The organism is Aeromicrobium sp. JJY06 (assembly GCF_044069275.1).
Classification (GTDB): domain Bacteria; phylum Actinomycetota; class Actinomycetes; order Propionibacteriales; family Nocardioidaceae; genus Aeromicrobium; species Aeromicrobium tamlense.
Map to the genome: position 1 here is coordinate 2,052,881 of NZ_JBIMRD010000001.1, position 24,369 is coordinate 2,077,249.

Below are 24,369 nucleotides of genomic sequence, written 5' to 3' on the forward strand. Positions count from 1 at the left end.
TTCCCCTTCACGCTACGTCGATCGGGGCCTCTCCGCGCTCCAGGACCGTGACGGCGAACTCGCCGCCGGGCTCGAACGGGTCGAGGTGCCACGTGGCGAAGCGGTGCTGGACGGTGGCGATGCCGCGTTCCTCCAGCGAGGCGAGGTCGGCGTCGAGGGCCTCGAACGCGTAGTCGCCTCCGGGGCGCGAGCCGACCACCACGCGACCGCCGGGACGGGTGACCGCGCACAGCCGCTCGAGGACCAGCCGCTCGGTGCCCGGGGCGAGGAAGACCATCACGTTCCCGGCGCACATGACCAGGTCGACCGGCTCGCCGCCCACGTCCGAGAGCGCCAGCTCGCTGAGGTCGGCGACGCCATACGTCGGCCCGGGGTGGTCGGTCTCGGCGGCGGCGATCAGCTCGGGGTCGACGTCGACGCCGTAGGCCGTGTGCCCGGCCTCGTGCAGCGCCGCCGCCATCCGCCCGGTGCCGCAGCCGGCGTCGAGGATCCGCGATCCGCGTGCCGCCAGCATGTCGGCGAACCGCGCCTCGCCGAGCAGGTCGGCGCCGTCGGCCTCCAGCGCCCGGAAGCGCTCGATGAACCACTGGGAGTGGCCGGGCTTCGTGTCGGTGAACCAGCGGGGCTGCGGCGAGGAGGTCATGCCCCCATCCTGACCTTCCGCCGGTGGACCGCGGTCGCGAGGACCCATGAGGCGACCAGGAGGGCCACGCACCAGGCGGTCGCCATCAGCACGTCCGAGGCGACGGGTTGCCCGTCGAGCAGCCCGCGGAGGGCGTCCACGATCGACGTCACTGGCTGGTTCTCGGCGAAGGCGCGCACGGGCCCGGGCATCGTCTCGGTGGGCACGAACGCCGAGCTGAGGAACGGCAGGAAGATCAGCGGGTACGCGAACGCGCTCGCGCCGTCGACGGACTTCGCCGTCAGTCCCGGGATCACGGCGAGCCACGTGAGAGCCAGCGTGAACAGCACCAGCAGGCCCAGCACCGCGAGCCACTCCAGCACGCCGGCGCTCGACCGGAAGCCCATCAGCAGTGCCACACCGACCACGACGGCCAGCGAGACGAGGTTCGCGACGAGCGAGGTCAGCACGTGCGCCCACAGCACGGCGGACCGGGCGATCGGCATGGACTGGAAGCGCGCGAAGATCCCGCCCTGCAGGTCCATGAACAGCCGGAACGCCGTGTAGGCGATGCCGGACGCGACCGTGATCAGCAGGATGCCGGGCAGCAGGTAGTCGACGTAGTCGTCGGTGCCGACCTCCATCGCGCCGCCGAACACGTAGACGAACAGCAGCATGAACATGATCGGCATGACCGTGGTCGTGATGATCGTGTCGGGGCTGCGCAGCACGTGCCGCAGCGACCGGCCGGTGAGGGCCGCGGTGTCACTGAGGGGGGTCCATCGAACGGAGTGGGTGGTCATGCCGCCTCCTCGGGCGTGCCGATGATCGCGAGGAAGATCTCCTCGAGGGTGGGCTGCTTCTCGACGTACTCGACCTTCGCGGGCGGCAGCAGCCGCTTGAGCTCTTCGAGCGTGCCGTGCGCGATGATCCGGCCGCCGTGCAGGATCGCGATGTGGTCGGCGAGGTGCTCGGCCTCGTCGAGGTACTGCGTGGTGAGCAGCACGGTGGTGCCGCCGGCGGCGAGTCGCTCGATCGTGCGCCAGACCTCCAGCCGCGCCTGCGGGTCGAGCCCGGTGGTGGGCTCGTCGAGGAAGACGACCGGCGGGTCGCCGATGAGGCTCATCGCGATGTCGAGCCGCCGCTGCATGCCGCCGGAGTAGGTGCCCACGCGCCGGGCGCCGGCCTCGACGAGGTCGAACCGCGCGAGCAGCTCGTCGGCGACGGCACCGGGATCGTCGACGTGCCGGAGCCGGGCGATGAGCACGAGGTTCTCGCGGCCCGTGAGCATCCCGTCCACGGCGGCGAACTGCCCGGTGAGGCTGATCGCGCCGCGGACGTCGCCGCCCTGCGTGGCCACGTCGAAGCCCTCGACCGTGGCCTCGCCGGCGTCGGCACGCAGCAGGGTGGCCAGGATCCGCACCAGCGTGGTCTTGCCCGCGCCGTTGGAGCCGAGCAGGGCGAACACGCTGCCAGTCTCGATCTCGAGGTCGACCCCGCGCAGCACCTCCACCGTGCCGAACGACTTCCGGACGTCGCGGACGCTGATCGCGCTCATGTCCCCGCCTTCGTGATCGTCTCGATCAGCCGCTCGCGCTCCTTGGTGAGCCAGCGGCCGGACGGGTAGTTGGTGATGAAGTCCTCGACGAACGCGACGGGGTCGTCGCCGACGATGTCGCGGACGGGCGTGCCGTCGGCGGCGGACTGCTCGAAGAGCTCGGCCAGGTCGTCGAACATCTGCATCAGGCCCTGGGCGTCACTCACGAACACCGCGCCGACGCGCATCAGGTAGTGCTCGACCGCCTCGGCGGCCGCGCGGTGCGGCTGGGGGAGTGCCGCGACGCGCGCCTTGTACTGCCGCCACTGCTTCTTCTCGCCGATCATGCGGGAGATGGGGTTGGTCATGTCAGTTCTCTCCTTCGTGGAGCTGGGCGAGTCGTTCGGTCAGGAAGCTCCACGTCTCCCAGAACTCGTCGAGGTACTGCCGGCCCTCGTCGTTGAGCGAGTAGACCTTGCGCGGCGGGCCCTTCTCGGACGGCACCTTGGACACGTCGACGAGCCCTCGCTTCTCGATGCGGATGAGCAGGGCGTAGACCGTGCCCTCCGCGATCTCGGCGAACCCTCGGTCGCGCAGCCACGAGGTGATCTCGTAGCCGTACGCCGGACGGTCCGACAGGATCGCCAGGACGATCCCCTCGAGCGTGCCCTTGAGCATCTCGGTCAGCTGCTTGCCCACGTCACTCCTGCTGCTACTCAGTGTTGTTGAGTACCAGTAGATAGCATCACTGAGTAGTGGTCAAGGGGTTGCTGGCATGTCCTGCGGATCGAACCGGTGCCCGATGCCGGGCTCGGTGACGAACAGCGTGGGGCGCGAGGCATCGGTCTCGAGCTTGCGACGGATGCTCGCGAGGTGGACGCGCAGGTAGTTCGACTGGCCCTCGTAGCCCGGGCCCCAGACCTCGCGCAGCAGCTCGCCCTGGCGCACCAGCCGGCCGCGCCGGCGCACCAGCGCCGCCACGATCTTCCACTCGAGCGGCGTCAGGTGGATCTCCTCGCCGTCGCGGGTGGCGCGGGACTCCGTCACGTCGAGAGTCAGGTCGCCGGCGCGGACGACGAGGGCGGGCTCGGCCGCGGCGCGCCGCGTCATCACGCGGATGCGTGCCATCAGCTCCTCGATCGAGAACGGCTTGGTGATGAAGTCGTCCGCGCCGAGGTCGAGGGCCTCGACCTTGTCGTCCGGCTCGGTGCGCGCCGAGACCACGATGACCGGAACCTGGGTGAACTCGCGCAGGCGCCGCAGCACGGCGATGCCGTCGAGGTCGGGCAGGCCGAGGTCGAGCAGCACCACGTCGGGCATCCGCTCGTCGACGATCTGCAGCGCGGAGCGCCCGTCGCCCGCCGTCTCGACGTCGTAGTCGCGCGCCCGCAGGTTGATCCCGAGCGTGCGCAGGATCGCGGGGTCGTCGTCGACGGCCAGCACGAACGTCATGGCTGCTCCTCGGTCGCTCGGGGGAGGTCGATGGCGAACGTGAGCCCGCCGCCGGGGGTGGGCTCGGTGGCGATCGTCCCGCCCATGGCCTCGGTCAGGCCGCGGGCGACGGCCAGCCCCAGGCCCACGCCGTCCTGTCCCGGGACGTCGCCGAGCCGCTGGAACGGGGCGAAGATGCGCTCGAGGTCGCCGTCGCCGATGCCCGGACCGGTGTCGGCGACGCGCAGCGTCACGCGACCGCCGACCACCGCGGCGTCGACCCGGATGGGGGTGTCCGCGGGCGTGTACTTCACGGCGTTCTCGCCGATGTTCGCCAGCACCCGCTCCAGCAGGCCGGGGTCCGCGAGGACGTCGAGGTCGGGCGCGACGTCCACGCGGATGCGCTCACCGGACTCGAGCGGCGCGAGCGCGGAGAGGACGGCGTCCTCGAGTCCCACCACGCTCGGGTGCGCGGTCACGGCGCCGGCCTGGATGCGACTCATGTCGAGCAGGTTCGTGACGAGCGCGGTGAGCCGGTCGGTGGACTCCTCGATCGTCTCCAGCAGGGCGGCCTCGTCCTCGGGCGAGAAGGTGACCGAGGTGCCGCGCAGGCTGGCGACCGCGACCTTGATCGCGGCCAGCGGCGACCGCAGGTCGTGCGAGACCGCCGCGAGCAGCGCCGTGCGCGTCCGGTTCGCCTCTTCCAGACGGTGGCGGTCGACCTCCGCCTCCTGCGCCAGCGAGCGGTCGGCCATCACCTTCGCGTAGGCGGCGTACGCGTTGAGCAGCCCGCGCTCGTCGGCGTGCTGGGCGCCACCGCGCAGGGCGAGGACCGTCCGGTCGTCGATGGACGTGCTGGTGGTGGCGTTCTCGGGACTCGTCGGCGCGTCCCCGACGGCGGCGACGATCTCCGGGCCGTCGGTCCGGAGCACCGCCGCCCCGTCGGCACCGAAGAGCTCGACGGCCGAGGTCAGCAGCGCGCGGAGGTCGTGCCCGGAGGTCAGCAGCGTGTGCGCGAGCACCGTGAGGCTGTCCGCCTCGGCACGGGCTCGCCGGGCCTCGACGGCTCGTCGCGCGGCGATGCCGACGACGCTCGCCACCGCGATCCCCACGAGCACGAACAGCACGAGTGCTGCGGCGTTCTCGGGCTCGGCGACCGTGAGCGTGTAGCGCGGCGGCGTGAACAGCACGTTCAGCAGGACCCCGCTGAGCACGGCCGACAGCACGGCGGGCCACAGGCCGCCGATCAGCGCGGTCGCCACCACGACGGTCATGAGCAGCATCGCCTCGGACGGCAGCCCGTGCAGGGAGTCGGTCCACCACAGCAGCAGGCTGAGCAGGCTCGGTGCGAGCACGGCGAACGCGAAGCCCACAGCCCGGCGCCGGGGACTCAGGGCGGGGTCCGGGCGCTGCGACGCGGAGCCGCGACCCCGCGCGTGGTCGTGCGTGACGATGTGGACGTCGACGTCGCCCGATGCGCTGATGACGCGCTCGCCGATCCCGGGCCGCAGCAGGGTGGAGAGCCGTCCGCGCCGGCTGGCGCCGATGATCACCTGGTCGGCGTTCTCGGCCCGGGCGAACGCCAGGATGGCCTCCGCCGCATCGTCGCCGACGACGGTGTGGAACGTGCCGCCGAGCTCCTCGGTCTTCGCGCGCAGCTGGGTCAGGCGGTCGGGTGAGATCGAGCTGAGTCCGTCGTGGCGCGTGACGTAGAGCGCCAGCCACTCGCCACCCGCCCGCCGCGACGCGATCCGGGCGGCGCGGCGCATCAGGGTGGCGGACTCCGGGCCGCCCGTGACCGCGGCGACGATCCGCTCGCGGGTGGCCCACGTGCCGGTGATCCGATGTTCCTCGCGGTACCGGTCCATGCCCTCGTCGACCCGGTCGGCGAGCCACAGGAGCGCGAGCTCGCGCAGGGCCGTGAGGTTGCCCTCGCGGAAGTAGTGGTGCAGCGCGGCGTCGACCTTCTCGGCGGCATAGACGTTGCCGTGCGCGAGGCGCCGGCGCAGCGCCTGCGGGCTCATGTCGACGAGCTCGATCTGGTCGGCGCCGCGGACCACCTCGTCGGGCACGGTCTCGCGCTGGCGGACGCCGGTGATCGACTCGGTGACGTCGTTCAGGGACTCGAGGTGCTGGATGTTGACGGTGGTGATGACGTCGATGCCGGCGTCGCGCAGGGCCTCCACGTCCTGCCAGCGCTTCTCGTGACGGCTGCCCGGCACGTTCGTGTGGGCGAGCTCGTCGACCAGCACGACCGCGGGCCGGCGCTCGAGGATCGCGTCGAGGTCGAGCTCCTCCTGCACGGTGCCGCGGTACTGCCGCCGGGCCCGAGGGACGACCTCGAGCCCGGCGACGGCGTCGATCGTGTGGGCCCGGCCGTGGGTCTCGACGAAGCCGACCACGACATCGGTGCCGCGGGCGAGCCGGCGGTTGCCCTCGTCGAGCATCTTGAACGTCTTGCCCACGCCGGGTGCGGCGCCGAGGTACACGCGCAGCGTGCCTCGCTCGTTCGCCGTTCCCACGTGCTCAGTCTCCACCCGCGCCGGCGCTCCCGGCAGCCGCCTCGGCAAGAGCGACGTTGAGCTCGAGGACGTTGACGCCCGGCTCGCCGTGGATGCCGAGGAACCGACCCTGCGTGTGCGCGGCGACGAGCGTCCGCACCGCCGCCGGGGTGAGCCCGTTCGCGCGGGCGACGCGCTCCACCTGGAGCTCGGCGTAGGCGGGCGAGACGTGGGGGTCGAGGCCCGAGCCCGACGCGGTGACGGCGTCCGGCGGGACGTCGGACTCGGGGCCGGACTCCCGCTGCGCGACCTCCGCCCGACGCTCGGCGATCGTGGCGATCAGGTCCTCGTTGAGCGGGCCGAGGTTGCTGGGGGCGGAGGCCAGGGTGTCGTGGTCGTTGGCCGAGGGCCGCGAGTGGAACCACTGCGGGCCGTCGAAGGACTGGCCCAGCAGACGGGAGCCGACGACGCGGCCGTCGACCTCCACCGGCTGACCGGCGGCGCGCTCCCCGAACGCCTGGCCGACGCCCCACGTGGCCACCGGGTACGCGATTCCGAGGACGAGCGTGAGGACGACGAGCAGGCGCAGCGCCGCGAGGGACTGGCGACCGAGGTCGGAGAGGGTGGTGAGGAGCATGATGATCAGCCGATTCCGGGGAGGTTCGAGACGAGCAGGTCGATGAGCTTGATGCCGGCGAAGGGGACGAGCACGCCGCCCAGGCCGAACACGAGGACGTTGCGGCGCAGCACCGAGACGGCCGAGGCCGCGCGGAACCGCACGCCCCGCAGCGCCAGCGGGATGAGGGCGACGATCACGAGGGCGTTGAAGATCACCGCCGAGAGGATCGCCGATTCAGGCGTGGCCAGGTTCATGACGTTGAGCGCGTCGAGCGACGGGTAGGCCGCCACGAACATCGCGGGGATGATCGCGAAGTACTTGGCCACGTCGTTGGCGATCGAGAACGTGGTCAGCGCGCCCCGCGTGATGAGCAGCTGCTTGCCGATCTCGACGATGTCGATGAGCTTCGTCGGGTCCGAGTCGAGGTCGACCATGTTGCCGGCCTCCTTCGCGGCGGCGGTGCCGCTGTTCATCGCGACGCCGACATCGGCGGCGGCGAGGGCCGGAGCGTCGTTCGTCCCGTCACCGGTCATCGCGACGAGCCGACCACCCTCCTGCTCCTTGCGGATGAAGGCGAGCTTGTCCTCGGGGGTGGCCTCGGCGAGGAAGTCGTCGACGCCGGCCTCCTTCGCGATCGCTCGCGCGGTGAGCGTGTTGTCGCCGGTGACCATGACGGTGCGGATGCCCATCGCGCGCAGCTCGTCGAAGCGCTCGGTCATGCCGGGCTTGACCACGTCGGTCAGCTGGACGACGCCCAGCACCGTGCCCTTGCCGTCGGGGTCGGTCTCGGCGATCACGAGGGGCGTCCCGCCGAGGCGGGCGATCGAGTCGATCGTGTCCGTCACGATGTCGGACGGGGCAACCCCGAGCCACGCCGTCACGGCCGAGCCCGCGCCCTTCCGAATGGACCTCCCGTCCGGCAGGTCCACGCCCGACATGCGCGTCTGGGCGGTGAACTCGACGAACTCCGCACCCGCGGGTGCCTCGTCGCCGCCCTTCGTGAGCTCGACGATCGAGCGGCCCTCGGGCGTGAGGTCGGCGAGGCTCGCCAGCCGGGCGGCCTCGCGCAGGCGCTCCTCGTCGATCCCCGGGGCGGGGATGAGGAGCGTCGCCCGGCGGTTGCCCAGCGTGATCGTGCCGGTCTTGTCGAGCAGCAGGGTGCTGACGTCGCCGGCGGCCTCGACGGCGCGGCCGGACATGGCCAGGACGTTGACGCGGACGAGCCGGTCCATGCCCGCGATGCCGATCGCCGACAGCAGCGCGCCGATCGTGGTGGGGATGAGGCAGACCAGCAGGGCCACCAGCACGACGGGATCCTGCGGCGCCCCGGCGTAGTCGGCCATCGGCGCGAGCGTCGCGACCGCGATCAGGAACACGAACGTCAGGCTCGTGAGCAGGATCGACAGGGCGATCTCGTTCGGCGTCTTGCGCCGCGAGGTTCCCTCGACGAGGCCGATCATCCGGTCGAGGAAGGTCTGGCCGGCCGCCGCGGTGATGCGCACGACGATGCGGTCCGAGAGCACGCGCGTGCCGCCGGTGACGGCGCTGCGGTCGCCCCCGGCCTCGCGGATGACAGGCGCCGACTCGCCGGTGATGGCCGACTCGTCCACCGAGGCGATGCCCTCGACGACGTCGCCGTCGCCGGGGATGACCTCGCCCGCCTCGACCACGACGCGGTCGCCGACGGCGAGCTCGGTGCCGGGCACGCGCTCCTCACCGTTGGCAGTCAGGCGTCGGGCCATCGTGTCCGTGCGGGTGGCGCGCAGCGAGGCGGCCTGCGCCTTGCCGCGGCCCTCGGCGACGGCCTCGGCAAGGTTGCCGAAGATCACCGTCAGCCACAGCCACGCCGCGATCGAGATCGTGAAGGTGCCGGGGTCGGCGATCGCGGCCACGGTGGCGGCCAGCGAGCCGAGCCAGACGATGAACATGACGGGGGAGCGCCACAGGTGGCGCGGGTCGAGCTTGCGCAGCGCCGCCGGCAGCTGGTCGAGTGCTTGGCGGCCGAGCGTGCTGGTGTTGATGGTGGTGCTCATGCGAGGGCCTCCGCGATGGGTCCGAGGGCGAGGGCCGGGACGTACGTGAGCGCCGTCATGATGACGATCACGCCGACGAGCATCCCGACGAAGAGGGGGCGGTGGGTGGGCAGCGTCCCGGCGGTCACCGGGACCTTCGCCTGCTGGGCCAGCGAGCCGGCGAGCATCAGGACGAGCACGATCGGGATCAGCCGGCCGAGCAGCATCGCCAGTCCCAGGGTGATCTGGAAGAAGTCCGAGGTCACGGTGATCCCGCCGAACGCGCTGCCGTTGTTGTTCGCAGCCGACGTGTAGGCGTAGAGCACCTCACTGAAGCCGTGGCCGCCCGGGTTGCCCATGGCGTCGGCGGTGGAGTCGCGGGCGATCGCGGCGCCGGTGCCCAGCAGCACGAGGGTCGGCGTGGTGAGGGCGTAGAGGGCGACCCAGGTCATCTCGCGGGCGCGGATCTTCTTGCCGAGCAGCTCGGGCGTGCGGCCCACCATGAGCCCGCAGACGAACACGGCGAGGATGGCCATCACGAGGATGCCGTAGATCCCGGCGCCGACGCCTCCTGGCGCGACCTCGCCCAGCATCATGTTGACGAGCGTGGCGCCGCCGCCGACCGGGGTCATCGAGTCGTGCGAGGCGTTGACGGCGCCGGTCGAGGTGCCGGTGGTGGCCACCGCGAACAGCGACGAGGCCCACTCGCCGAACCGCGTCTCCTTGCCCTCCATCGCCGCGCCCGCGGCCTGCGCGGACGGGGCGTGCGCGCCGGACTCGGCCCACGTGGCGGCGGCGAGTGCGGTACCGGCGAGCACGGTCATCGCGCCGAGCACCGCGAGGCCCTGACGCCGGTTGCCGACCATCGTGCCGAGGGTGCGCGTCAGGCAGACGGGCAGGACGAGGATCAGGAAGACCTCGAGCAGGTTCGTGTACGCCGTGGGGTTCTCGAAGGGGTGGGCGGAGTTCGCGTTGAAGAAGCCGCCGCCGTTGTTGCCCAGCAGCTTGATGGCCTCCTGGCTGGCGACGGGTCCGCCGGGGATCACCTGCGAGGCGCCGGTGAGGGTGGTCGCCGTGGTGTCGCTGAACGTCTGGATGACGCCGCCGGCCATGAGGGTGACGGCTCCGACGAAGGCGAGCGGGAGCAGGATGCGCACGGTGGCGCGGGTGAGGTCGACCCAGAAGTTGCCGAGCGACCCCGACCGGGAGCGGGCGAAGCCGCGGATCAGCGCCACGGCCACCGCGATGCCGACGGCCGCCGACAGGAAGTTCTGCACGGCCAAGCCGGCCATCTGGGCGGTGAAGCCGAGGGTGGACTCGCCCGCGTAGGACTGCCAGTTCGTGTTGGTGACGAACGAGATCGCGGTGTTGAACGACATCCACCACGGCATGCCGTCGAGGTCGCGGCTGAGCGGCAGGTGCGCCTGTGCGAGCAGGATGCCCATCAGCAGAGCAACGCTGACGAGGGTGAAGCCGACGACGCTCGTGGCGTACGACCGTGGGCTCTGCTCGGCGTCTGGGCCGACGCCGGTGAGGCGGTAGATCGCGCGCTCGACGCGCAGGTGCCGGGTGCTGGTGAAGACGCGCGCCATGTGGTCGCCGACCGGCACGTAGGCGACGGCCAGCAGCGACAGCAGGAGGGCGATGGAGATGAGGCCTGCGAGGGTGTCGGTCACTGGAACCGCTCCGGCAGGACGAGGGCGACCAGCAGGTAGATCGCCAGGACGACCACCACGGCCGTCACGAGGACGCTTTCGATGCTCATGCCGCCAGCCAAGACCCGCGCAGGCCGGAACCCGCCGGTCTTGACGCGTTCTTGACGCGGCTTGACGCAGGCTTGTCGGCCCGGCCTACGGGGTCGTGCGGTACCGCTCCACGTGCTGCAGGGGCGCGTCGAGGTGGCGGTCGTGGAGGTGACCGTGGGACTTCATGTTGTGGTGCTTGCGGCAGAGGCACCGGAGATTGTTGCCGGAGGTCTGGCCGCCGGAGTCGTAGGCCTTGGCGTGGTCGAGGTCGGTCTCGTGGACGGGTGCTCGGCAGCCGGCGACGCGGCAGGTGCCGTCTCTCCAGTGCAGCGCTTGGCGGAGTGATTCGGGTGGTCGGTACTTCAAGATTTGGGTGTCGAGCACGTGCCCGATCGGGTCGAGGACCAGCCGTCGGAGCACGGCGTGCTCGCTGGCGGCGAGCTCGCGGACCCATGCGGCGCCGACGGGCTCGCCGTCGAGCGTCAGGCCGGGGCCGTTGGTGTAGCCGAGCAGGTCGGTGGCGCTGATGCTGATGGGCGATCTCGGCACGGAGGTCGCCGACGGTGCCGGTGTTGGAGGTGAGCCAGTCGGCGACGAGGTCGGCCTGCTTCTGGTCGCGGGTGCGGCGGTCACGCTCACCCGTGACGGGATCGACCGACGGAATCGCGCGGGCGGCCTTGCGCAGGCGTTCGCCGATCGCGATCGCCAGTCCGGTGGGCAGCAGCGCGTTGAACCACGAGGTGCCGTCGTCGTTGTGGGTGATCGAGACGCGACGCTGCTCGACCGCACGGTCGGCCTCGGCCTGCGTCTCCTCGGGCTCGAGCCGTGCCCGCAGCCGACGCAGCCACGACCGCAGCTCGGCCAGCGTGTGGGTGGCCGCGTACTCCGGAGCCGAGTGCTCCAGCGCCGCCCACGCCTCACGCGTCTGGAGCCGCTCGGCCGTCGAGGCGATCGCGGACGTGCGGTCGGCGTCGATGTCACCGGACCGGAACGACTCCCACACCCCCGGCGCCCGCGTCTGCAGCGTGTCGGCCTCGTGGACCATGCCCCACACCTGGTGCTCGGTGGTCCGCAGCGCTCGCGCCAGGTCGAGTGTGACCTCACGCCGGGCCAGATCCTTCGACAGCGGGATGTCATCGACGCGGTCGATCTCGGCCACCCGCATCGCATGGTGGGAGACGACGAACTCCCACTCCTCGAACTCCGCGATCGCACGCGCGCGACGCACCGCGTCACCCGTGACCACCGCTCGGCTCAACTCCATGAAGCCCAACGTAGTGAGCACCACCGACAAGACCTCGGGCCCGTTGCAGAGGTGTGGATCGGTCGACTTGACCCTGACGCGACGTCAGGGTTTGGACTGGTCCCATGCGGACATCAGTGCTCTATCTCGGCTCCTATTTCGTCTCGGTCCTGGGCAACTCGATCGCGGCGATCGCCCTGCCGTTGATCGTGCTGCAGGCCACCGGCAGCGCCATGTCGGCGGGCTGGGTGGCGGCGGCGACCGCGGTGCCGGCGGTGCTCGCCGGCCTGTTCATGGGCGTGGTGATCGACCGGATCAACCGCGTGACGTCGTCGGTCGTGACGGACCTCGTGTCGGCGGCGTCGATCGCGGCGCTGCCGATCGTGGACGGGCTGGTGGGGCTCGAGGTCGGCTGGTTCGTCCTGTTCGGGGTGATCGGGTCGCTCGGTGACGTGCCGGGGATGACGGCGCGCGAGGCGCTGCTGCCGGGGATCGCGAGGAGCTCGAGCCTCTCGACCGAACGGCTCATCGGACTGCGCGAGTCGCTCGGTGCCATCTCGCTGCTGATCGGCCCGGCGGTCGCGGGTCTGTTGATGACGCTCTTCGAGGGCTCGACGGTCCTGTGGATCACGGCGGGCACGTCGTTCCTGGCGGCGCTGCTGACGCTCGGCATCCCGCGGAGCGTCGGGCGGACCGACGACGTGCCGGCGACCGCGCCGCTCGGGGCGTGGCGGGAGTTCGTGGAGGGCTGGCGGCTCCTCACGCGGACCCGTCTGGTGGCGATGGTGACGGGGCTGTCGCTGCTGTCGGTGATGGTGCTGTCGGCGTTCCAGGCGCTGATCCTGCCGGTGCACTTCACGCTGATCGACACGCCGGGCCTGCTGGGCTTCGTGCTGACGTCGATCGCGGCGGGCCTGCTGGTGGGGAGTGGGCTGTACGTCGCCCTCGCCGATCGCCTGGCGCGGCGGACGTGGCTCGTGACGGGGCTGCTCGTGTCGTCGGTCGGGTTCGTGGTGATCGGGCTTCTGCCGCCGACGTGGCTGCTGTTCGGCGCGGGGTTCGTGCTCGGGCTCGGCAGTGGGTTGTCCGGTGCGCTGCTGGGGCTGCTGACGATCAGCGCGGTGCCGGAGCGGGCGCTCGGCCGGGTGATGGGGACGCAGAACGCGCTCGTCACCGCGGCGGCGCCGGCCGCGATCCTGCTCGCCGCGGTCACGATCGAGCACGTGAGCCTGACGGCTGCGGCGGCCGGCTTCGTGGCACTGTGGGTCGTGACGTCGGTCGTCGCGGTCGCGGGTTCCGTGCTGCGCGACCTCGAGCCGAGCGAACCGGAGTCCATCGATGCGTAGTGGGGAGCTCGCCGAGCTGGCGGGCGTCACGGTGCGGACGCTGCGGCACTACCACCAGATCGGGATCCTCGAGGAGCCGTCGCGGTCGCTCAACGGGTACCGCGAGTACGACGTCGGCCACCTCGTGCGGGTGCTGCGGATCAAGCGGCTCGCGGACCTCGGGTTCTCGCTGCAGGACCTCCCGCTCGAGGACGACGCCGACCACGACGCGCGATTGGAGTCCCTCGACGCCGAGCTGGCGGCGCAGATCGATCGCCTCACCGCGCAGCGCGCGGTGGTCGCGGCGCTGCGCGCGGGCGGTGCCGCGCCGGACCTGCCGCCCGAGCTGGCCGCCCACGCGGCCCTCGTCTCCGCGATCGGCCTGTCCCCGCGACTGGCGAGGCTCGAGCGCGAGCAGCTGCTCCTGCTCGCGCACCTCGGGGGAGAGGAGGCGTCGCGGCTCATCCAGGAGATGTACGAGCGGTTCGCCGAGCCCTCGCTGATGGAGTCGTTCGGCGCGATCTACGAGCAGTTTGACGCGCTTTCCGACTCGACGCCTGCGGCCGACGTGGAGAAGCTGGTGGCCGAGTCCGTCGAGGCGCTGGCCGACGTCGTCGCCGGCCTCGATCTCGACACGCCCCTCGACCTCGGCACCGCCGAGACCCTCGTCGACGAGCACGGCGCCACCCACCTCAACCCGACCCAGGTCCGGGCGCTCAACGAGATCGGCGAGCGCCTCGCGCAGCAGTTGATCGACTGACTCGCGGTGCGGCCTCAGGTCAACTGAGCGCACGGTCGCGGCGGCATCGGCGCTGAGTCTTCGCGGCTGCGTAGCCCCGCTGCCGACATGCGGAGTAGCTGTGGCCGGCGAGCCGAGTTCTGCTCCGCAGGCTCGCGTTCCCTGCCACACTGCCCGCATGGACCACGTCGTGCGTCTCGGCCTGCTGGTCGTTGTCCTATGGGCATTCGTGAGGCTCGTTCGGTGGCTCGACGCTCGCTACGCGGCGGCATCAGCAGCGACCCGAGAACTCCGAACGGTCGCGCTGGCGCTCGCATTTGGTCTTGTTGTTTCAGTACTACTCATCTGACGGGCCGGCGGTCCCTTCGCGGCGGATAGACGCAGCCCTCAATTGTGCGCGGTTCGCGTACTGGTCGGGCGCTTAGTGCGAGTGGGGCGGCTGCGATGCGGGAAGCGTGCTACGTAGTCGGCGGGTCGTCAGACGGATGAGATCATCAGGCACGTCGAGAGGCGGTAGGTTCTCCAGTTCAGCCTCGAACGATGGGTCGACCGACGCGACACAGGTGCAGTCCAGGTACTCCTCGGCGCCGAGGGCCTGGTTCGCAAGATCGGACTCGTAGTGCGGTCCCGCGACTTTCGCCAACATTCGTATCATCGGCCCCGTCACGGCGACGGAGCGGGCTCGCAAGTCCATCGCCAGAGCTTGCGCCGCCACGTCGACAGAGTCCTTTGGGGCGGGCGAACTGATGCCGTAGCGCTCATACAGATTTGCAACCGGCTGGTCGACTTCCCACCCTGTGACCGCTGCGTCCATGCAGGCTAGCGCGATCACATCATCGTCCTCGACACCAAGGATGAGTAGCGCAACGCAGATGTCGACCCAGTCGGACGGAAGGAGCCAGCCCAGAGACTCGAAGGCACGGGCGACAGTAAGCACCTCCCGTAGTTTCGGCTCCTCCACGTGCCAACCCTATGAGACCTCGAAGGGTCGTGACGATGCGATTCCGAACTGCACCGAAGATAGGACGGATCCGCGCTCACGGCAGATCAGTGCGGGCGACTGGCGGCGGAATGACGCCCGGAAGTGCGCGGTGATCGAACACTGATGAGACCTCACGACAGTTCGAAACACGCCTTCGCTCGGTCCCAGATGCGCTCGAACTCCTCTGGATCCAGAGGCGTCGCCCGGAACTGGGCGTCGCGGTTGATCTCTTCTAGCGTTGGAGTCGGCGCCGTTCCGAGGGACGTGTTTCCGGTCTCGATTCCATAATCGGCGAGATCGAGTCGCCCGTTGGCGTACTCGTCAACCTTTCGGATCTCATACCCGTCCGCATCGATCTCGCTGTAGAGGATGACCGGGTCCCCGCTAAATCCGTGGTTCCAATGGACTTGCAGGTATCTCATGCCGTCCATCTTGCCCTCGTGCTTCGCCACTCGACGCGGGGTTTGCGCCGGCAGGGTCAGAACGGGAGCGCTACGAGACTCGTGAGATTTGGCTCCAGGAGTGACGCCTCAGGACTTTCGCGACGGAAAGACGCGTAGACGATGTGTCAGTCAGACCCATATCTGGGCTTGGGTGCCGCAACTTCGACGCCGCGGGACGTCATCGGCTGGGCGTGTAGACGACGCGAGGACTTGCCTGAGGGGGGCGCACTGTGGGTACCTCGGAGCATGAGCGAGCATCCCCGGATCCTGCAGACGGTCATCGACGCGACGGACGTGCGGCGGACGGCCGAGTTCTATCGCGAGCTGTTCGGCCTGGAGTACCGCGCCGGCGACGAGCCGCGGGAGGGCGAGGAGGACGTCGAGTGGCTGGTGCTGCGGGGGCGCGAGGGCGGGCACGGGCTGGCGTTCCAGCATGCCGACGAGCTGAAGCGGACCACGTGGCCTGATCCCGAGGTGCCGATGCAGATCCACCTCGACACGAACGTGCCCGACGCGGAGGCGCTCGGACGGCAGCGCCAGCGAGCGGAGTCGCTCGGGGCGACGGTCATCCTCGATCGCACCGACGACCCCGAGGAGCCGCTCTACGTGTTCGCGGACCCCGAGGGGCACCCGTTCTGCATCTTCGTCGGCTGAGTGAGCGTCGAGGTCGCACTGGTCGGCGACCCGGGGTAGACCTGAGGGGAACGCAAGGAGGCCTGGCATGCATCGAACGACCGATCGAGATCCTCGTTCTTCGACACCCCTTCTCGTCCGCATCACGCAGCGACTCGAGGGCGCCCGCGTGCTGGACCCCGCCGTCCGGGCCCTGAGCCCGGTGGCCGGGGCCCTCATCGGCTCGGAGGAGCGCCGCCGGCTGCTGCAGGGCGACTGGCTGGGGCACGCGATCCACCCGCTGCTCACCGACCTGCCGCTGGGGCTCTGGACCTCGGCCAGCGTGCTCGACCTGGTCGGCGGCAAGGACTCGCGTCCGGCCGCGCGACGTCTGGTCGGCCTCGGGGTCCTGTCGGCGGCGCCGACCGCGATCACCGGCTGGGCCGAATGGGGCAGCATCCCGCGCCGTCCCGAGCGACGGGTCGGCGTGGTGCACGCCGTCGGCAACGCGGCTGCCGTCGTCGGGTACGCCGCCTCGTGGCAGGCGCGCCGTCGAGGGGAGCACGGCCGGGGACGAAACCTCGCCCTCGGCGCAGCCATCGTCGCCGCTGCGGCCGGATACCTCGGCGCCCACCTCAACGAGGTGCGTGAGGTCGCCAGCGAGCACCCCGCATTCGAGTGAGCCTGCTGACGATCGGGCACGGCACGTCCGACCGGTCCGACCTGACCCGACGCCTGCACGAGGCCGGGATCGAGGTGCTCGTGGACATCCGGCGGTTCCCCGGGAGCCGCCGCAACCCCGACGTGTCCCGCGACGCCCTCGAGGCGTGGCTCCCCGACGAGAAGGTCGAGTACGTCTGGGAGGAGCGCCTCGGCGGGCGCCGCCGGGTGCCCGAGGACGCCGGCGACACCGACGCCTGGTGGCGGGTCGAGGCGTTCCGGGCCTACGCCGCGTACACCCGCACACCGGAGTTCGCAGCAGCCCTCGGCGAGGTCGTCGATCGCGCCCAGGACGCGACCGTCGCCGTGATGTGCTCGGAGTTCGTGTGGTGGCGCTGCCACCGCCGCCTCGTCTCGGATGCCGCGGTGCTCCTGCACGGGCTGCCGGTCGAGCACGTCATGCCCGACGGTCGCCTCTCGGCGCACGAGCCGAGCGAGGGCGCTCGCGTCGTCGACGGCCAGCTCGTCTACCCGACGCCCTGATCGCTCCGCGGGCACGAAGACCCGGTGCGGTCTAGGGTGACGGGCGACCGGCCACTGGAGGTGCCCATGAGCTCTGACGACGACGCCCACATCCCCGTCCTCCGAGGTGTGGCGGGACCCGCCCAGGCGCGGCGCTCGCGCAACTGGCGCCGCCTCGGCATCGTGCTGTTCCTGGTGGTCATCGTGCTCGCGTGCCTGGGCTGGCTCGGACCCCGCGACGCCACGGCACGAGGAGCGACGCCCGACGGCTCCGACGTGACGGTCACCTACCCGTTGCTCACGCGGTCGGGCGCCGACGCCGCGCTGGAGATCTCGATCGAGGACGTCACCGGCCCGGTGACCGTCCAGCTGCCGCGCGACGTTCTCGAGACGCTCGGTCTGGAGGTCGTGACACCGCGCCCCGCCGCCGAGACCGGCGACAAGACGGCCGTGCGTCTGACGTTCGCCCGACCGCCAGCCGGCGAGCTCACGGTCTACCTGCACGGCCGCATGCCGACTCGGTCGACTCTCGGCCCCGTGAGGTACGCGGTCAAGGTCGGTACGGGGGGCGAGCCGCCCGCAGAGGTCGCCTCGGTCCGAACGGTGGTGCTGCCATGAGCATCGTCCTGAGCGCCACCGCCGTCTTCTTCCTCGTCTGGGTGGTCGTCCGGATCGTCGGCAAGCGCGAGCTGAGCGAGATGGCCCCGTTCGACCTCGTCATCCTCGTCGTGATGGGCGACCTCATCGCCGAGGCTGTGATCGCCGAGGACACCTCGGTCACCGGCGCCGTCACCGCCGTGGCCACCTTCGGCCTGCTGACCATCGCGATGTCGTGGCTGTCGTACCGGATGCCGAGCCGGCGCGCGTTCTTCGAGGGCGTTCCGACGCTGCTGGTGCGCGACGGCGAGCTGGTCACCGAGTCGATGCGCGCCGAGCGGGTGACCCACGACGATCTCATGGTCGCGGCCCGGCAGGAGGGCATCACCGATCTGGACGACATCGCCTGGGCGGTCCTGGAGCAGGACGGCTCGTTCTCGTTCTTCAGCCGCGAGTCGAAGTCCTGACGCGACTTCCCGTGTAGTCCTGCCGTCGTCGGGTACTCCCCGAGAGACCGTGACTTCGAGGACAGAGGTGGGGACATGAAGGCCGTGACCTGGCAGGGCAAGCGCGACGTGCGCGTCGAGACGATGCCCGATCCGACGATCCAGGAGGACACCGACGCGATCATCGAGGTGACGACCACGGGCCTGTGCGGCTCGGACCTGCACCTGTACGAGGTGCTCGGGCCGTTCATGACGCCCGGCGACATCCTCGGCCACGAGCCGATGGGCCGCGTCGTCGCGGTGGGCCAGGGCGTCACCAACCTCGACATCGGCGACCGCGTCGTCGTGCCGTTCCAGATCGCCTGCGGCTCATGCTGGATGTGCAGCCGCGACCTGCAGACGCAGTGCGAGGTCACCCAGAACCGCGACACCGGCATGGGCGCCTCGCTGTTCGGCTACTCGAGCCTCTACGGTGCGGTGCCCGGCGGCCAGGCCGAGCTGCTGCGCGTGCCGCACGCCGACTACGGGCCCATCAAGATCGAGTCCGACCTCGACGACGAGCACTTCGTGTACCTGTCCGACGTGCTGCCCACCGCCTTCCAGGCGCTCGAGTACTCGGCCGTCGGCGAGGGCGACACACTGCTCGTCATCGGCCTCGGGCCGATCGGCGACATGGCGGCGCGACTGGCCCTGCATCGCGGCGCCCGGGTGATCGGCGCCGACCTCGTGCCCGAGCGGCTCGCCCGCACCGCCGCGCGCGGCGCCGAGACGTACGACGTCACGAAGGTCGACGTCGCCGAGGTCGTCCGCGAGGCCACTGGTGGGCGCGGCGCGGACGGCGTGATCGACGCCGTCGGCATGGAGGCGCACGGCTCGCCCGTGGCGCACGCCGGCCAGACCGCGGTCGGCTTCCTGCCGGACTTCCTCGCCCGCAAGGCGATGACCACGGTGGCCGTGGACCGCCTGGGCGCCCTGCACCTCGCGATCGACGCGGTGCGTCGCGGCGGCATCATCTCGCTCAGCGGCGTGTACGCCGGCACGGTCGACCCGATCCCCATGCAGACCCTGTTCGACAAGCAGGTGCAGCTGCACATGGGTCAGGCGAACGTGCGCCGGTGGGTGAATCAGGTCAAGCCGCTCGCGGAGGACTCGTCCGATCCGCTGGGCCTGGCCGACTTCGCCACGCACCGGGTGCCGCTCGACGAGGCGCCCGCGGCCTACAAGAACTTCCAGGACAAGACCGACTCCACGATCAAGGTGCTGTTCAAGCCCTGATCGGTCACCGGGGTCAGTGAGGATCGCGCAGGATGCAGAACTCGTTGCCCTCCGGGTCACGCAGGACCACGAAGGGGTCGCCGGCGTGCTGGACCCAGACCGTGGGAGCGCCGGCCGGGGCGTCCTCGCGGGGGAGCAGGTGGCACGTCGGCCCGTCGCTGCCGTCGGACTCGATCCGGTAGTCGAGCGCCCCGGACCAGAAGCGGGCGAGCCGCTCAATGTCGTGCGCGTCGATCGTCCACTGGCGGAACACGCTCGTCATGACGTCTCCTTCGGGTCGGTGCGGGCGATAAGGTCGGACACCACGGCCCCCAGGTCGGGCGGGTCGCCGGCGGCCGCGCGCTGCCGGGCGGCGCCGTTGCCGCGGGTCAGGACGCGATGGATTCCGTCGGTCACGACGTCGGTCGTGCCGGCGGCGTCGAGCGCGTCGCGGGTCGACGACAGCAGCGACTCCAGCGCCTGCTCGGCCGGGACGAAGCTGCGGGTGACGGGGTCGAGCAGCGTGCCGCCGAGTCCATCGTGGCGGGCGCGCCACCGCGCCGCGCGTAGGGTCTCGAGCCGCCACTCACCCGACTCGGGCCGAGCGACGAGGGTCGTCACCAGCGCGCGGGCGACCTCGGCCACGAGGAGCGCGTCGTCGACGTCGGTGCACACGTCCGCCACCCGCACCTCGACGGTCGGGTACTTCTCGGCGATGCGCGCGTCGAGGTAGAGCATGTGCTCGTCGAGCGCAGCGCCCGACTCGATCAGCCCCTGGGCGGTCGCCTGATAGGTCTCGAGGTCGCGGAACGGCTCGACCGGACCGGCCGTGGGCCACATGTCCCACAGGTGCCCGCGCCAGCTGGCGTGGTGGGTGTCGCGGCCGTGGAAGAACGGCGCGTTCGCCGAGAGCGCGGTCAGCACCGGGGTCCAGGGACGCAGCGCGTCGATGACGCCGATCGCCTGCTCGTCCGGCACTTCGACGTGCACGTGCATGCCGCAGGTCATGCCGTTGCGGCCGATCTCGCCGTAGCGGGCGATCATGCGCTCGTAGCGCGAGTGGGGCGTCGGTCGCGGCTCGCTGCCGCCCAGCACGTCCACCGGCATCGCCACGGCGTTCAGCCCGACGGCCCGGGCGGCAGCGACCGCGCCGGACCGCTGCGTCAGCAGGTCGTCGCGCAGGTCGGCGTGGTCGGAGTGGGGCGAGGTCTGCAGCTCGATCTGCTGGAGGAAGAGCTCGTGGTCGAGCTCCTCGCCGGGGTCCATGCGGCGATGGGCCCTCAGCACGGCCTCGGACTCGGGGACGACACGTCCCCGGTCGTCGACGACGAACAGCTCCTCCTCGATGCCCACGCGATGCACGGCGGTCACGTACCCCGGGACGCGCGGGACGAAACCGTCAGGCCGGGCGCGGGTCGGTGCGGCGGACGAGGTCGGTCATGACGGCCGTGAGGTCGGGCGGGTCGCCCGCCACCGCGCGCTGGCGCACCGCGCCGGTGCCGTACGTGAGCAGCCGGTGCACGCCGGACTCGACCCGGTCGGCCGTGCCGGCGTCCTTCAGCGCGACCGCCACGGTCCTCAGCAGGGAGTCGAGCGCCTGCGCGGCCGGGACGAACATCCCGGACAGCGGGTCGAGCAGCGTGGCGTCGAGCGCGTCGCGGCGAGCGCGCCAGGCCGCGTCGCGCAGGACGTCGATCCGCCATTCGCCCGGGTCGGTCCGCTCCGTGACGATCGTGGCCACCAGGGCGCGGGCCAGCTCGGCCACGAGGAGCGCGTCGTCCACGTCGGTGCACACGTCGGCCACGCGGACCTCGACCGTGGGGTAGCGGGTCGCGATGCGCGCGTCGAGGTAGACCATGTGCTCGTCGATCGCCGCACCCGACGCGATCGCGTGCTCGACGAGCAGGCGGTAGGCCTCCCGGTCGCGGAACGGCTCGACGACCCCGGCCGACGGCCACGTGTCGCGCAGGTGGCCGCGCCAGCTGGCCACGCGCGTGTCCCGGCCGTTCGTGAAGGGCGAGTTCGAGGCGAGCGCGGCGAGCAGCGGCGTCCACGGGCGCAGCGCGTCGATCACGGGGATCGCGTCGTCCGGATCGACCTCGACGTGGACGTGCATGCCGCAGACCATCGTGGTGCGGGCCAGCTCGCCGTACCGCTCGACGATGCGGGTGTAGCGCGGGTACGGCGTCACCACCGGGTCCTCGCCACCGAGCACGTCCACGGGGACGGCCGCCAGCTCCAGGCCCAGCGAGCGGGCCGAGTCGATCGCGTCACCGCGGCGCGCCACGAGATCCTCGCGCAGGGCGTCGGGGTCGTCGTGGGCACCCGTCTTCAGCTCGACCTGCTGCAGGAACAGCTCGTGGTCGAGCGGGTGCTCGGGATCGCGCTCGAGGTGTGCCGCGAGCACCTCCTCGGCCCGCGGCACGAGCCGTCCGCGCGCGTCGACGACGAACAGCTCCTCCTCGATCCCGATGTGGCGCACGGGGACTCAGTCGGGCTGGCGGTCGTCCTCGGCCACGTCGGGCCGGGTGGGCGACTGCGGCATGTCGTGCACGTCCTCGGACGTGGTGACATCGGTGTCCGGCGGCGTCGGGTTGGCCGCCGACTCGCTGACGGTGCCCTCCTGCTCGGCTTCGTCGGGGCGCTCCTGGGGGTCCTGCGGATCTGTGGTCATCGTGCCTCCTTGTGGGTCTCCAGTACCCGTTCGCGACGAGATGACGCGCCCGCGATTGACCCCCATGCGGAGGGGTACGTCCGGAAAGGACGACCGCCGATTCCACGAGGAGACCACGATGGACCCGAGCAAGGCCGCGAAGAACATCAAGGACGCCGTCGAGAGCACGGCGGAGAAGGCGCTCGACAAGGCGGCGGAGCTCGCGAGCCCGGACATCCCGGGCCAGCCCGGACCCGAGCCGGCCCCGCTGGACGAGCCGACCACCCCGCGCGAGCCGCTGCCGCGCAAGAAGGACCAGAGCGCACCCGACACCCGGTCGGCGACCGGCGCGCCGTCCGGCGCCCCCGACGACGTGCGCACTCAGCACGGCGCGTATCTGACCACCTCGCAGGGCGCGCGCCTGCGCGACAGCGACCACTCGCTGAAGGCCGGCCCGCGCGGGCCGATCCTCATGCAGGACCACCACTTCCGCGAGAAGATCACCCACTTCGACCACGAGCGGATTCCCGAGCGCGTCGTCCACGCCCGCGGCGCCGGCGCCCACGGCGTCTTCGAGGGCTACGGCACGGCGTCGGAGGTGACGCACGCGCAGTTCCTCCAGGAGGGCGTCACGACGCCCGTGTTCACGCGCTTCTCCACGGTGCTGGGCTCGCGCGGCTCGGCCGACACGGTGCGGGACACCCGCGGCTTCGCCACGAAGTTCTACACCGAGGAGGGCACGTTCGACCTCGTCGCGAACAACATCCCGGTGTTCTTCATCCAGGACGGCATCAAGTTCCCCGACGTCATCCACGCCGGCAAGCCGCACCCGGACCGCGAGATCCCGCAGGCGCAGAGCGCGCACGACACGTTCTGGGACTTCGTCTCGCTGCACTCCGAGGCCCAGCACCACACGATCTGGAACATGTCCGACCGCGGCATCCCGCGCTCCTACCGGATGATGGAGGGCTTCGGCGTCCACACGTTCCGCCTCGTCAACGCCGAGGGCGGCACGTCACTGGTGAAGTTCCACTGGAAGCCGAAGCTCGGCGTGCACTCCCTGACGTGGGAGGAGGCGCAGTTCATCAACGGCATCGACCCGGACTTCCACCGCCGCGACCTCTACGACGCGATCGAGGCGGGCGCGTTCCCCGAGTGGGAGCTGGGCATCCAGGTCTTCGAGGACAACCCCGAGGAGGAGTTCGCCGGCATCGACCTGCTCGACCCGACGAAGATCGTCCCCGAGGAGCTCGCGCCCGTGCAGCCGATCGGCCGCCTGACGCTGAACGGCAACCCGACGAACTTCTTCGCCGAGACCGAGCAGGTGGCGTTCCACCCGGGCCACCTGCCGCCGGGCATCGACGTCACCAACGACCCGCTGCTGCAGGCGCGGCTGTTCTCGTACATCGACACGCAGATCACGCGTCTCGGTGGGCCGAACTTCTCGCAGATCCCGATCAACCGGCCGCACGCGCCCGTCAACGACATGCTCCGCGACGGCTTCCACCAGCACGCCGTGCACGCCGGGGTCGCGCCGTACAAGCCGAACTCGCTCGACGGCGGCTGCCCGTTCTTCGCCGGCGCCGACGACCGCGCCTTCGAGGACACGCCGGTGCGCGTCGCCGAGGCGACGAAGGTGCGCGCGAACCCGGCCTCGTTCGACGACCACTTCAGCCAGGTGCGGCTGTTCTGGGCCAGCATGAGCCCCGTCGAGAAGGAGCACATCATCCGCGCCTACTCGTTCGAGCTGGGCAAGTGCTACGAGGACGCGATCAAGGAGCGCCAGCTCCAGCACCTGGCGGACATCGATCCCGTGCTGTGCCAGGAGGTGGCCACGGCCCTCGGCCTGCCCGCCCCGGCGCCCACGGTCGAGCTCACGCAGGAGACGCCGAGCCCCGCGCTGTCGCAGGTCGGCGGCACGTGGCCCGCGGACGGCCGCATGATCGGCATCGTCGTCGACCCCGACGGCGACCTGGCGGGCGTCGAGGCGCTGCGTGCGGCGATCTTCTCCGCCGGCGCCGTCCCGCTCGTGGTGGGCCCGCACGGCGGCACGGTCGGTCCGCTCACGGTGCAGCGGACGTTCGCGACCGGTCGCTCGGTCGAGTTCGACGTCCTCCTGCTGGCCGGCCATCCGAAGCCCGCGCCCGACGCGCTGGCGTCGCGCGACGACAAGTCCGGTGCGCCCAGCGGCCCTGCGCTCGACCCGCGCGTGCAGCTGCTGATCGACGAGACGTGGCGCCACGCGAAGGTGATCGGTGCGTGGGGCGACGGTGTGACGGCGCTGGAGTCGGCGGGCTACTCGGGTCGGCTGACGGGCGTCGTGACGGGTGACGACGCCACCACGGTGTTCGGACAGGTCCAGGAGCTGATGGCCTCGCACCGCGTGTGGGACCGGTTCCCCGTGGCCGTGTCGTGATCGGGGACCT

Annotated in this window: 28 protein-coding genes and 1 pseudogene; 10 read left to right on the forward strand and 19 right to left on the reverse strand. The window is 71.2% G+C overall.

Annotation, left to right across the window (positions count from 1 at the left end):
- Positions 1 to 7: 7 nt before the first annotated feature.
- The 13 genes and pseudogenes from ACGWYL_RS10020 to ACGWYL_RS10080 all read right to left on the reverse strand — a co-directional run.
- Positions 8 to 643: a class I SAM-dependent methyltransferase gene (locus ACGWYL_RS10020; protein ID WP_395487089.1), complete on the reverse strand. Its 636-nt coding sequence runs from the start codon at positions 641 to 643 to the stop codon at positions 8 to 10.
- Positions 640 to 1,425 (reverse strand): ABC transporter permease, encoded by a 786-nt coding sequence (locus ACGWYL_RS10025; protein WP_395487090.1) that lies wholly within the window; start codon positions 1,423 to 1,425, stop codon positions 640 to 642. The genes ACGWYL_RS10020 and ACGWYL_RS10025 overlap by 4 nt, the downstream gene beginning before the upstream one ends.
- Positions 1,422 to 2,180 (reverse strand): ABC transporter ATP-binding protein, encoded by a 759-nt coding sequence (locus ACGWYL_RS10030; protein ID WP_179425773.1) that lies wholly within the window; start codon positions 2,178 to 2,180, stop codon positions 1,422 to 1,424. Before ACGWYL_RS10030 ends, ACGWYL_RS10025 begins: the two co-directional genes overlap by 4 nt.
- Positions 2,177 to 2,527, reverse strand: a complete 351-nt coding sequence (locus tag ACGWYL_RS10035; RefSeq protein WP_395487091.1) for a DUF1048 domain-containing protein — start codon at positions 2,525 to 2,527, stop codon at positions 2,177 to 2,179. The genes ACGWYL_RS10030 and ACGWYL_RS10035 overlap by 4 nt, the downstream gene beginning before the upstream one ends.
- A 1-nt stretch (position 2,528) precedes the next feature.
- Positions 2,529 to 2,858 (reverse strand): PadR family transcriptional regulator, encoded by a 330-nt coding sequence (locus tag ACGWYL_RS10040; protein ID WP_179425769.1) that lies wholly within the window; start codon positions 2,856 to 2,858, stop codon positions 2,529 to 2,531.
- 60 nt (positions 2,859 to 2,918) lie between these two features.
- Positions 2,919 to 3,611, reverse strand: a complete 693-nt coding sequence (locus tag ACGWYL_RS10045) for a response regulator (RefSeq protein WP_179425767.1) — start codon at positions 3,609 to 3,611, stop codon at positions 2,919 to 2,921.
- Positions 3,608 to 6,112 (reverse strand): ATP-binding protein, encoded by a 2,505-nt coding sequence (locus tag ACGWYL_RS10050; RefSeq protein WP_395487092.1) that lies wholly within the window; start codon positions 6,110 to 6,112, stop codon positions 3,608 to 3,610. The genes ACGWYL_RS10045 and ACGWYL_RS10050 overlap by 4 nt, the downstream gene beginning before the upstream one ends.
- 4 nt (positions 6,113 to 6,116) lie before the next feature.
- Positions 6,117 to 6,728 carry a potassium-transporting ATPase subunit KdpC gene (gene kdpC, locus ACGWYL_RS10055; RefSeq protein WP_395487093.1) on the reverse strand — a complete coding sequence of 204 codons (612 nt, stop codon included), beginning with the start codon at positions 6,726 to 6,728 and terminating at the stop codon, positions 6,117 to 6,119.
- Positions 6,729 to 6,733: 5 nt separating this feature from the next.
- A complete protein-coding gene (kdpB, locus tag ACGWYL_RS10060) occupies positions 6,734 to 8,743 on the reverse strand; it encodes a potassium-transporting ATPase subunit KdpB (RefSeq protein ID WP_395487094.1) in 2,010 nt (669 codons plus the stop codon).
- The gene (kdpA, locus tag ACGWYL_RS10065; protein WP_395487095.1) at positions 8,740 to 10,398 is read right to left on the reverse strand and encodes a potassium-transporting ATPase subunit KdpA; all 1,659 of its coding nucleotides are present in this window, start codon (positions 10,396 to 10,398) and stop codon (positions 8,740 to 8,742) included. Before kdpA ends, kdpB begins: the two co-directional genes overlap by 4 nt.
- Positions 10,395 to 10,487 carry a potassium-transporting ATPase subunit F gene (locus ACGWYL_RS10070; RefSeq protein WP_179425759.1) on the reverse strand — a complete coding sequence of 31 codons (93 nt, stop codon included), beginning with the start codon at positions 10,485 to 10,487 and terminating at the stop codon, positions 10,395 to 10,397. The genes kdpA and ACGWYL_RS10070 overlap by 4 nt, the downstream gene beginning before the upstream one ends.
- 85 nt (positions 10,488 to 10,572) lie before the next feature.
- Complete coding sequence (locus tag ACGWYL_RS10075) at positions 10,573 to 11,016, reverse strand: HNH endonuclease (RefSeq protein ID WP_395487247.1); 444 nt, start codon at positions 11,014 to 11,016, stop codon at positions 10,573 to 10,575.
- Between the two features lie 34 nt (positions 11,017 to 11,050).
- Positions 11,051 to 11,731 (reverse strand): annotated as a pseudogene (locus ACGWYL_RS10080) (DUF222 domain-containing protein); the annotation flags it as partial.
- Positions 11,732 to 11,835: 104 nt separating this feature from the next.
- Between ACGWYL_RS10080 and ACGWYL_RS10085 the strand changes: the two are divergent.
- From ACGWYL_RS10085 to ACGWYL_RS10095, 3 genes are all read left to right on the forward strand, one after another.
- Positions 11,836 to 13,056, forward strand: a complete 1,221-nt coding sequence (locus ACGWYL_RS10085) for an MFS transporter (protein ID WP_395487096.1) — start codon at positions 11,836 to 11,838, stop codon at positions 13,054 to 13,056.
- The gene (locus ACGWYL_RS10090) at positions 13,049 to 13,795 is read left to right on the forward strand and encodes a MerR family transcriptional regulator (RefSeq protein ID WP_395487097.1); all 747 of its coding nucleotides are present in this window, start codon (positions 13,049 to 13,051) and stop codon (positions 13,793 to 13,795) included. The genes ACGWYL_RS10085 and ACGWYL_RS10090 overlap by 8 nt, the downstream gene beginning before the upstream one ends.
- A 157-nt stretch (positions 13,796 to 13,952) precedes the next feature.
- Entirely contained in the window at positions 13,953 to 14,123 is a 171-nt protein-coding gene (locus tag ACGWYL_RS10095; RefSeq protein ID WP_395487098.1) for a hypothetical protein, read from the forward strand.
- Between the two features lie 72 nt (positions 14,124 to 14,195).
- On the opposite strand, the gene ACGWYL_RS10100 is transcribed toward ACGWYL_RS10095, so the two are convergent.
- Positions 14,196 to 14,735 carry a hypothetical protein gene (locus ACGWYL_RS10100; RefSeq protein WP_395487099.1) on the reverse strand — a complete coding sequence of 180 codons (540 nt, stop codon included), beginning with the start codon at positions 14,733 to 14,735 and terminating at the stop codon, positions 14,196 to 14,198.
- Positions 14,736 to 14,887: 152 nt separating this feature from the next.
- Positions 14,888 to 15,178, reverse strand: coding sequence for a DUF6881 domain-containing protein (locus ACGWYL_RS10105; protein ID WP_395487100.1), 291 nt, complete (start codon positions 15,176 to 15,178; stop codon positions 14,888 to 14,890).
- A 267-nt stretch (positions 15,179 to 15,445) separates the two neighbouring features.
- Between ACGWYL_RS10105 and ACGWYL_RS10110 the strand changes: the two genes are divergently transcribed.
- From ACGWYL_RS10110 to ACGWYL_RS10135, 6 genes are all read left to right on the forward strand, one after another.
- Positions 15,446 to 15,853, forward strand: coding sequence for a VOC family protein (locus tag ACGWYL_RS10110; protein WP_395487101.1), 408 nt, complete (start codon positions 15,446 to 15,448; stop codon positions 15,851 to 15,853).
- 148 nt (positions 15,854 to 16,001) lie between these two features.
- Complete coding sequence (locus ACGWYL_RS10115) at positions 16,002 to 16,493, forward strand: DUF2231 domain-containing protein (RefSeq protein ID WP_395487102.1); 492 nt, start codon at positions 16,002 to 16,004, stop codon at positions 16,491 to 16,493.
- Entirely contained in the window at positions 16,490 to 17,014 is a 525-nt protein-coding gene (locus ACGWYL_RS10120; protein ID WP_395487103.1) for a DUF488 family protein, read from the forward strand. Before ACGWYL_RS10115 ends, ACGWYL_RS10120 begins: the two co-directional genes overlap by 4 nt.
- Positions 17,015 to 17,080: 66 nt before the next feature.
- The gene (locus ACGWYL_RS10125; RefSeq protein WP_395487104.1) at positions 17,081 to 17,611 is read left to right on the forward strand and encodes a hypothetical protein; all 531 of its coding nucleotides are present in this window, start codon (positions 17,081 to 17,083) and stop codon (positions 17,609 to 17,611) included.
- Positions 17,608 to 18,057, forward strand: coding sequence for a DUF421 domain-containing protein (locus ACGWYL_RS10130; RefSeq protein ID WP_179425737.1), 450 nt, complete (start codon positions 17,608 to 17,610; stop codon positions 18,055 to 18,057). Before ACGWYL_RS10125 ends, ACGWYL_RS10130 begins: the two co-directional genes overlap by 4 nt.
- Before the next feature lie 75 nt (positions 18,058 to 18,132).
- Positions 18,133 to 19,311, forward strand: coding sequence for an alcohol dehydrogenase catalytic domain-containing protein (locus ACGWYL_RS10135; RefSeq protein ID WP_395487105.1), 1,179 nt, complete (start codon positions 18,133 to 18,135; stop codon positions 19,309 to 19,311).
- Positions 19,312 to 19,324: 13 nt separating this feature from the next.
- On the opposite strand, the gene ACGWYL_RS10140 is transcribed toward ACGWYL_RS10135, so the two are convergent.
- From ACGWYL_RS10140 to ACGWYL_RS10155, 4 genes are read right to left on the reverse strand one after another with little or no spacing between them, the layout of a single operon-like run.
- The gene (locus ACGWYL_RS10140; RefSeq protein ID WP_179425733.1) at positions 19,325 to 19,573 is read right to left on the reverse strand and encodes a VOC family protein; all 249 of its coding nucleotides are present in this window, start codon (positions 19,571 to 19,573) and stop codon (positions 19,325 to 19,327) included.
- Positions 19,570 to 20,652 carry a glutamate--cysteine ligase gene (locus ACGWYL_RS10145; protein WP_395487106.1) on the reverse strand — a complete coding sequence of 361 codons (1,083 nt, stop codon included), beginning with the start codon at positions 20,650 to 20,652 and terminating at the stop codon, positions 19,570 to 19,572. Before ACGWYL_RS10145 ends, ACGWYL_RS10140 begins: the two co-directional genes overlap by 4 nt.
- Positions 20,653 to 20,689: 37 nt before the next feature.
- Positions 20,690 to 21,772, reverse strand: coding sequence for a YbdK family carboxylate-amine ligase (locus ACGWYL_RS10150; protein WP_179425729.1), 1,083 nt, complete (start codon positions 21,770 to 21,772; stop codon positions 20,690 to 20,692).
- A gap of 6 nt (positions 21,773 to 21,778) precedes the next feature.
- Positions 21,779 to 21,964, reverse strand: coding sequence for a hypothetical protein (locus ACGWYL_RS10155; protein WP_179425728.1), 186 nt, complete (start codon positions 21,962 to 21,964; stop codon positions 21,779 to 21,781).
- A gap of 118 nt (positions 21,965 to 22,082) precedes the next feature.
- On the opposite strand from ACGWYL_RS10155, the gene ACGWYL_RS10160 reads away from it, so the two are divergent.
- Positions 22,083 to 24,359: a catalase gene (locus ACGWYL_RS10160; RefSeq protein ID WP_395487107.1), complete on the forward strand. Its 2,277-nt coding sequence runs from the start codon at positions 22,083 to 22,085 to the stop codon at positions 24,357 to 24,359.
- The last annotated feature ends 10 nt before the right edge of the window (positions 24,360 to 24,369 follow it).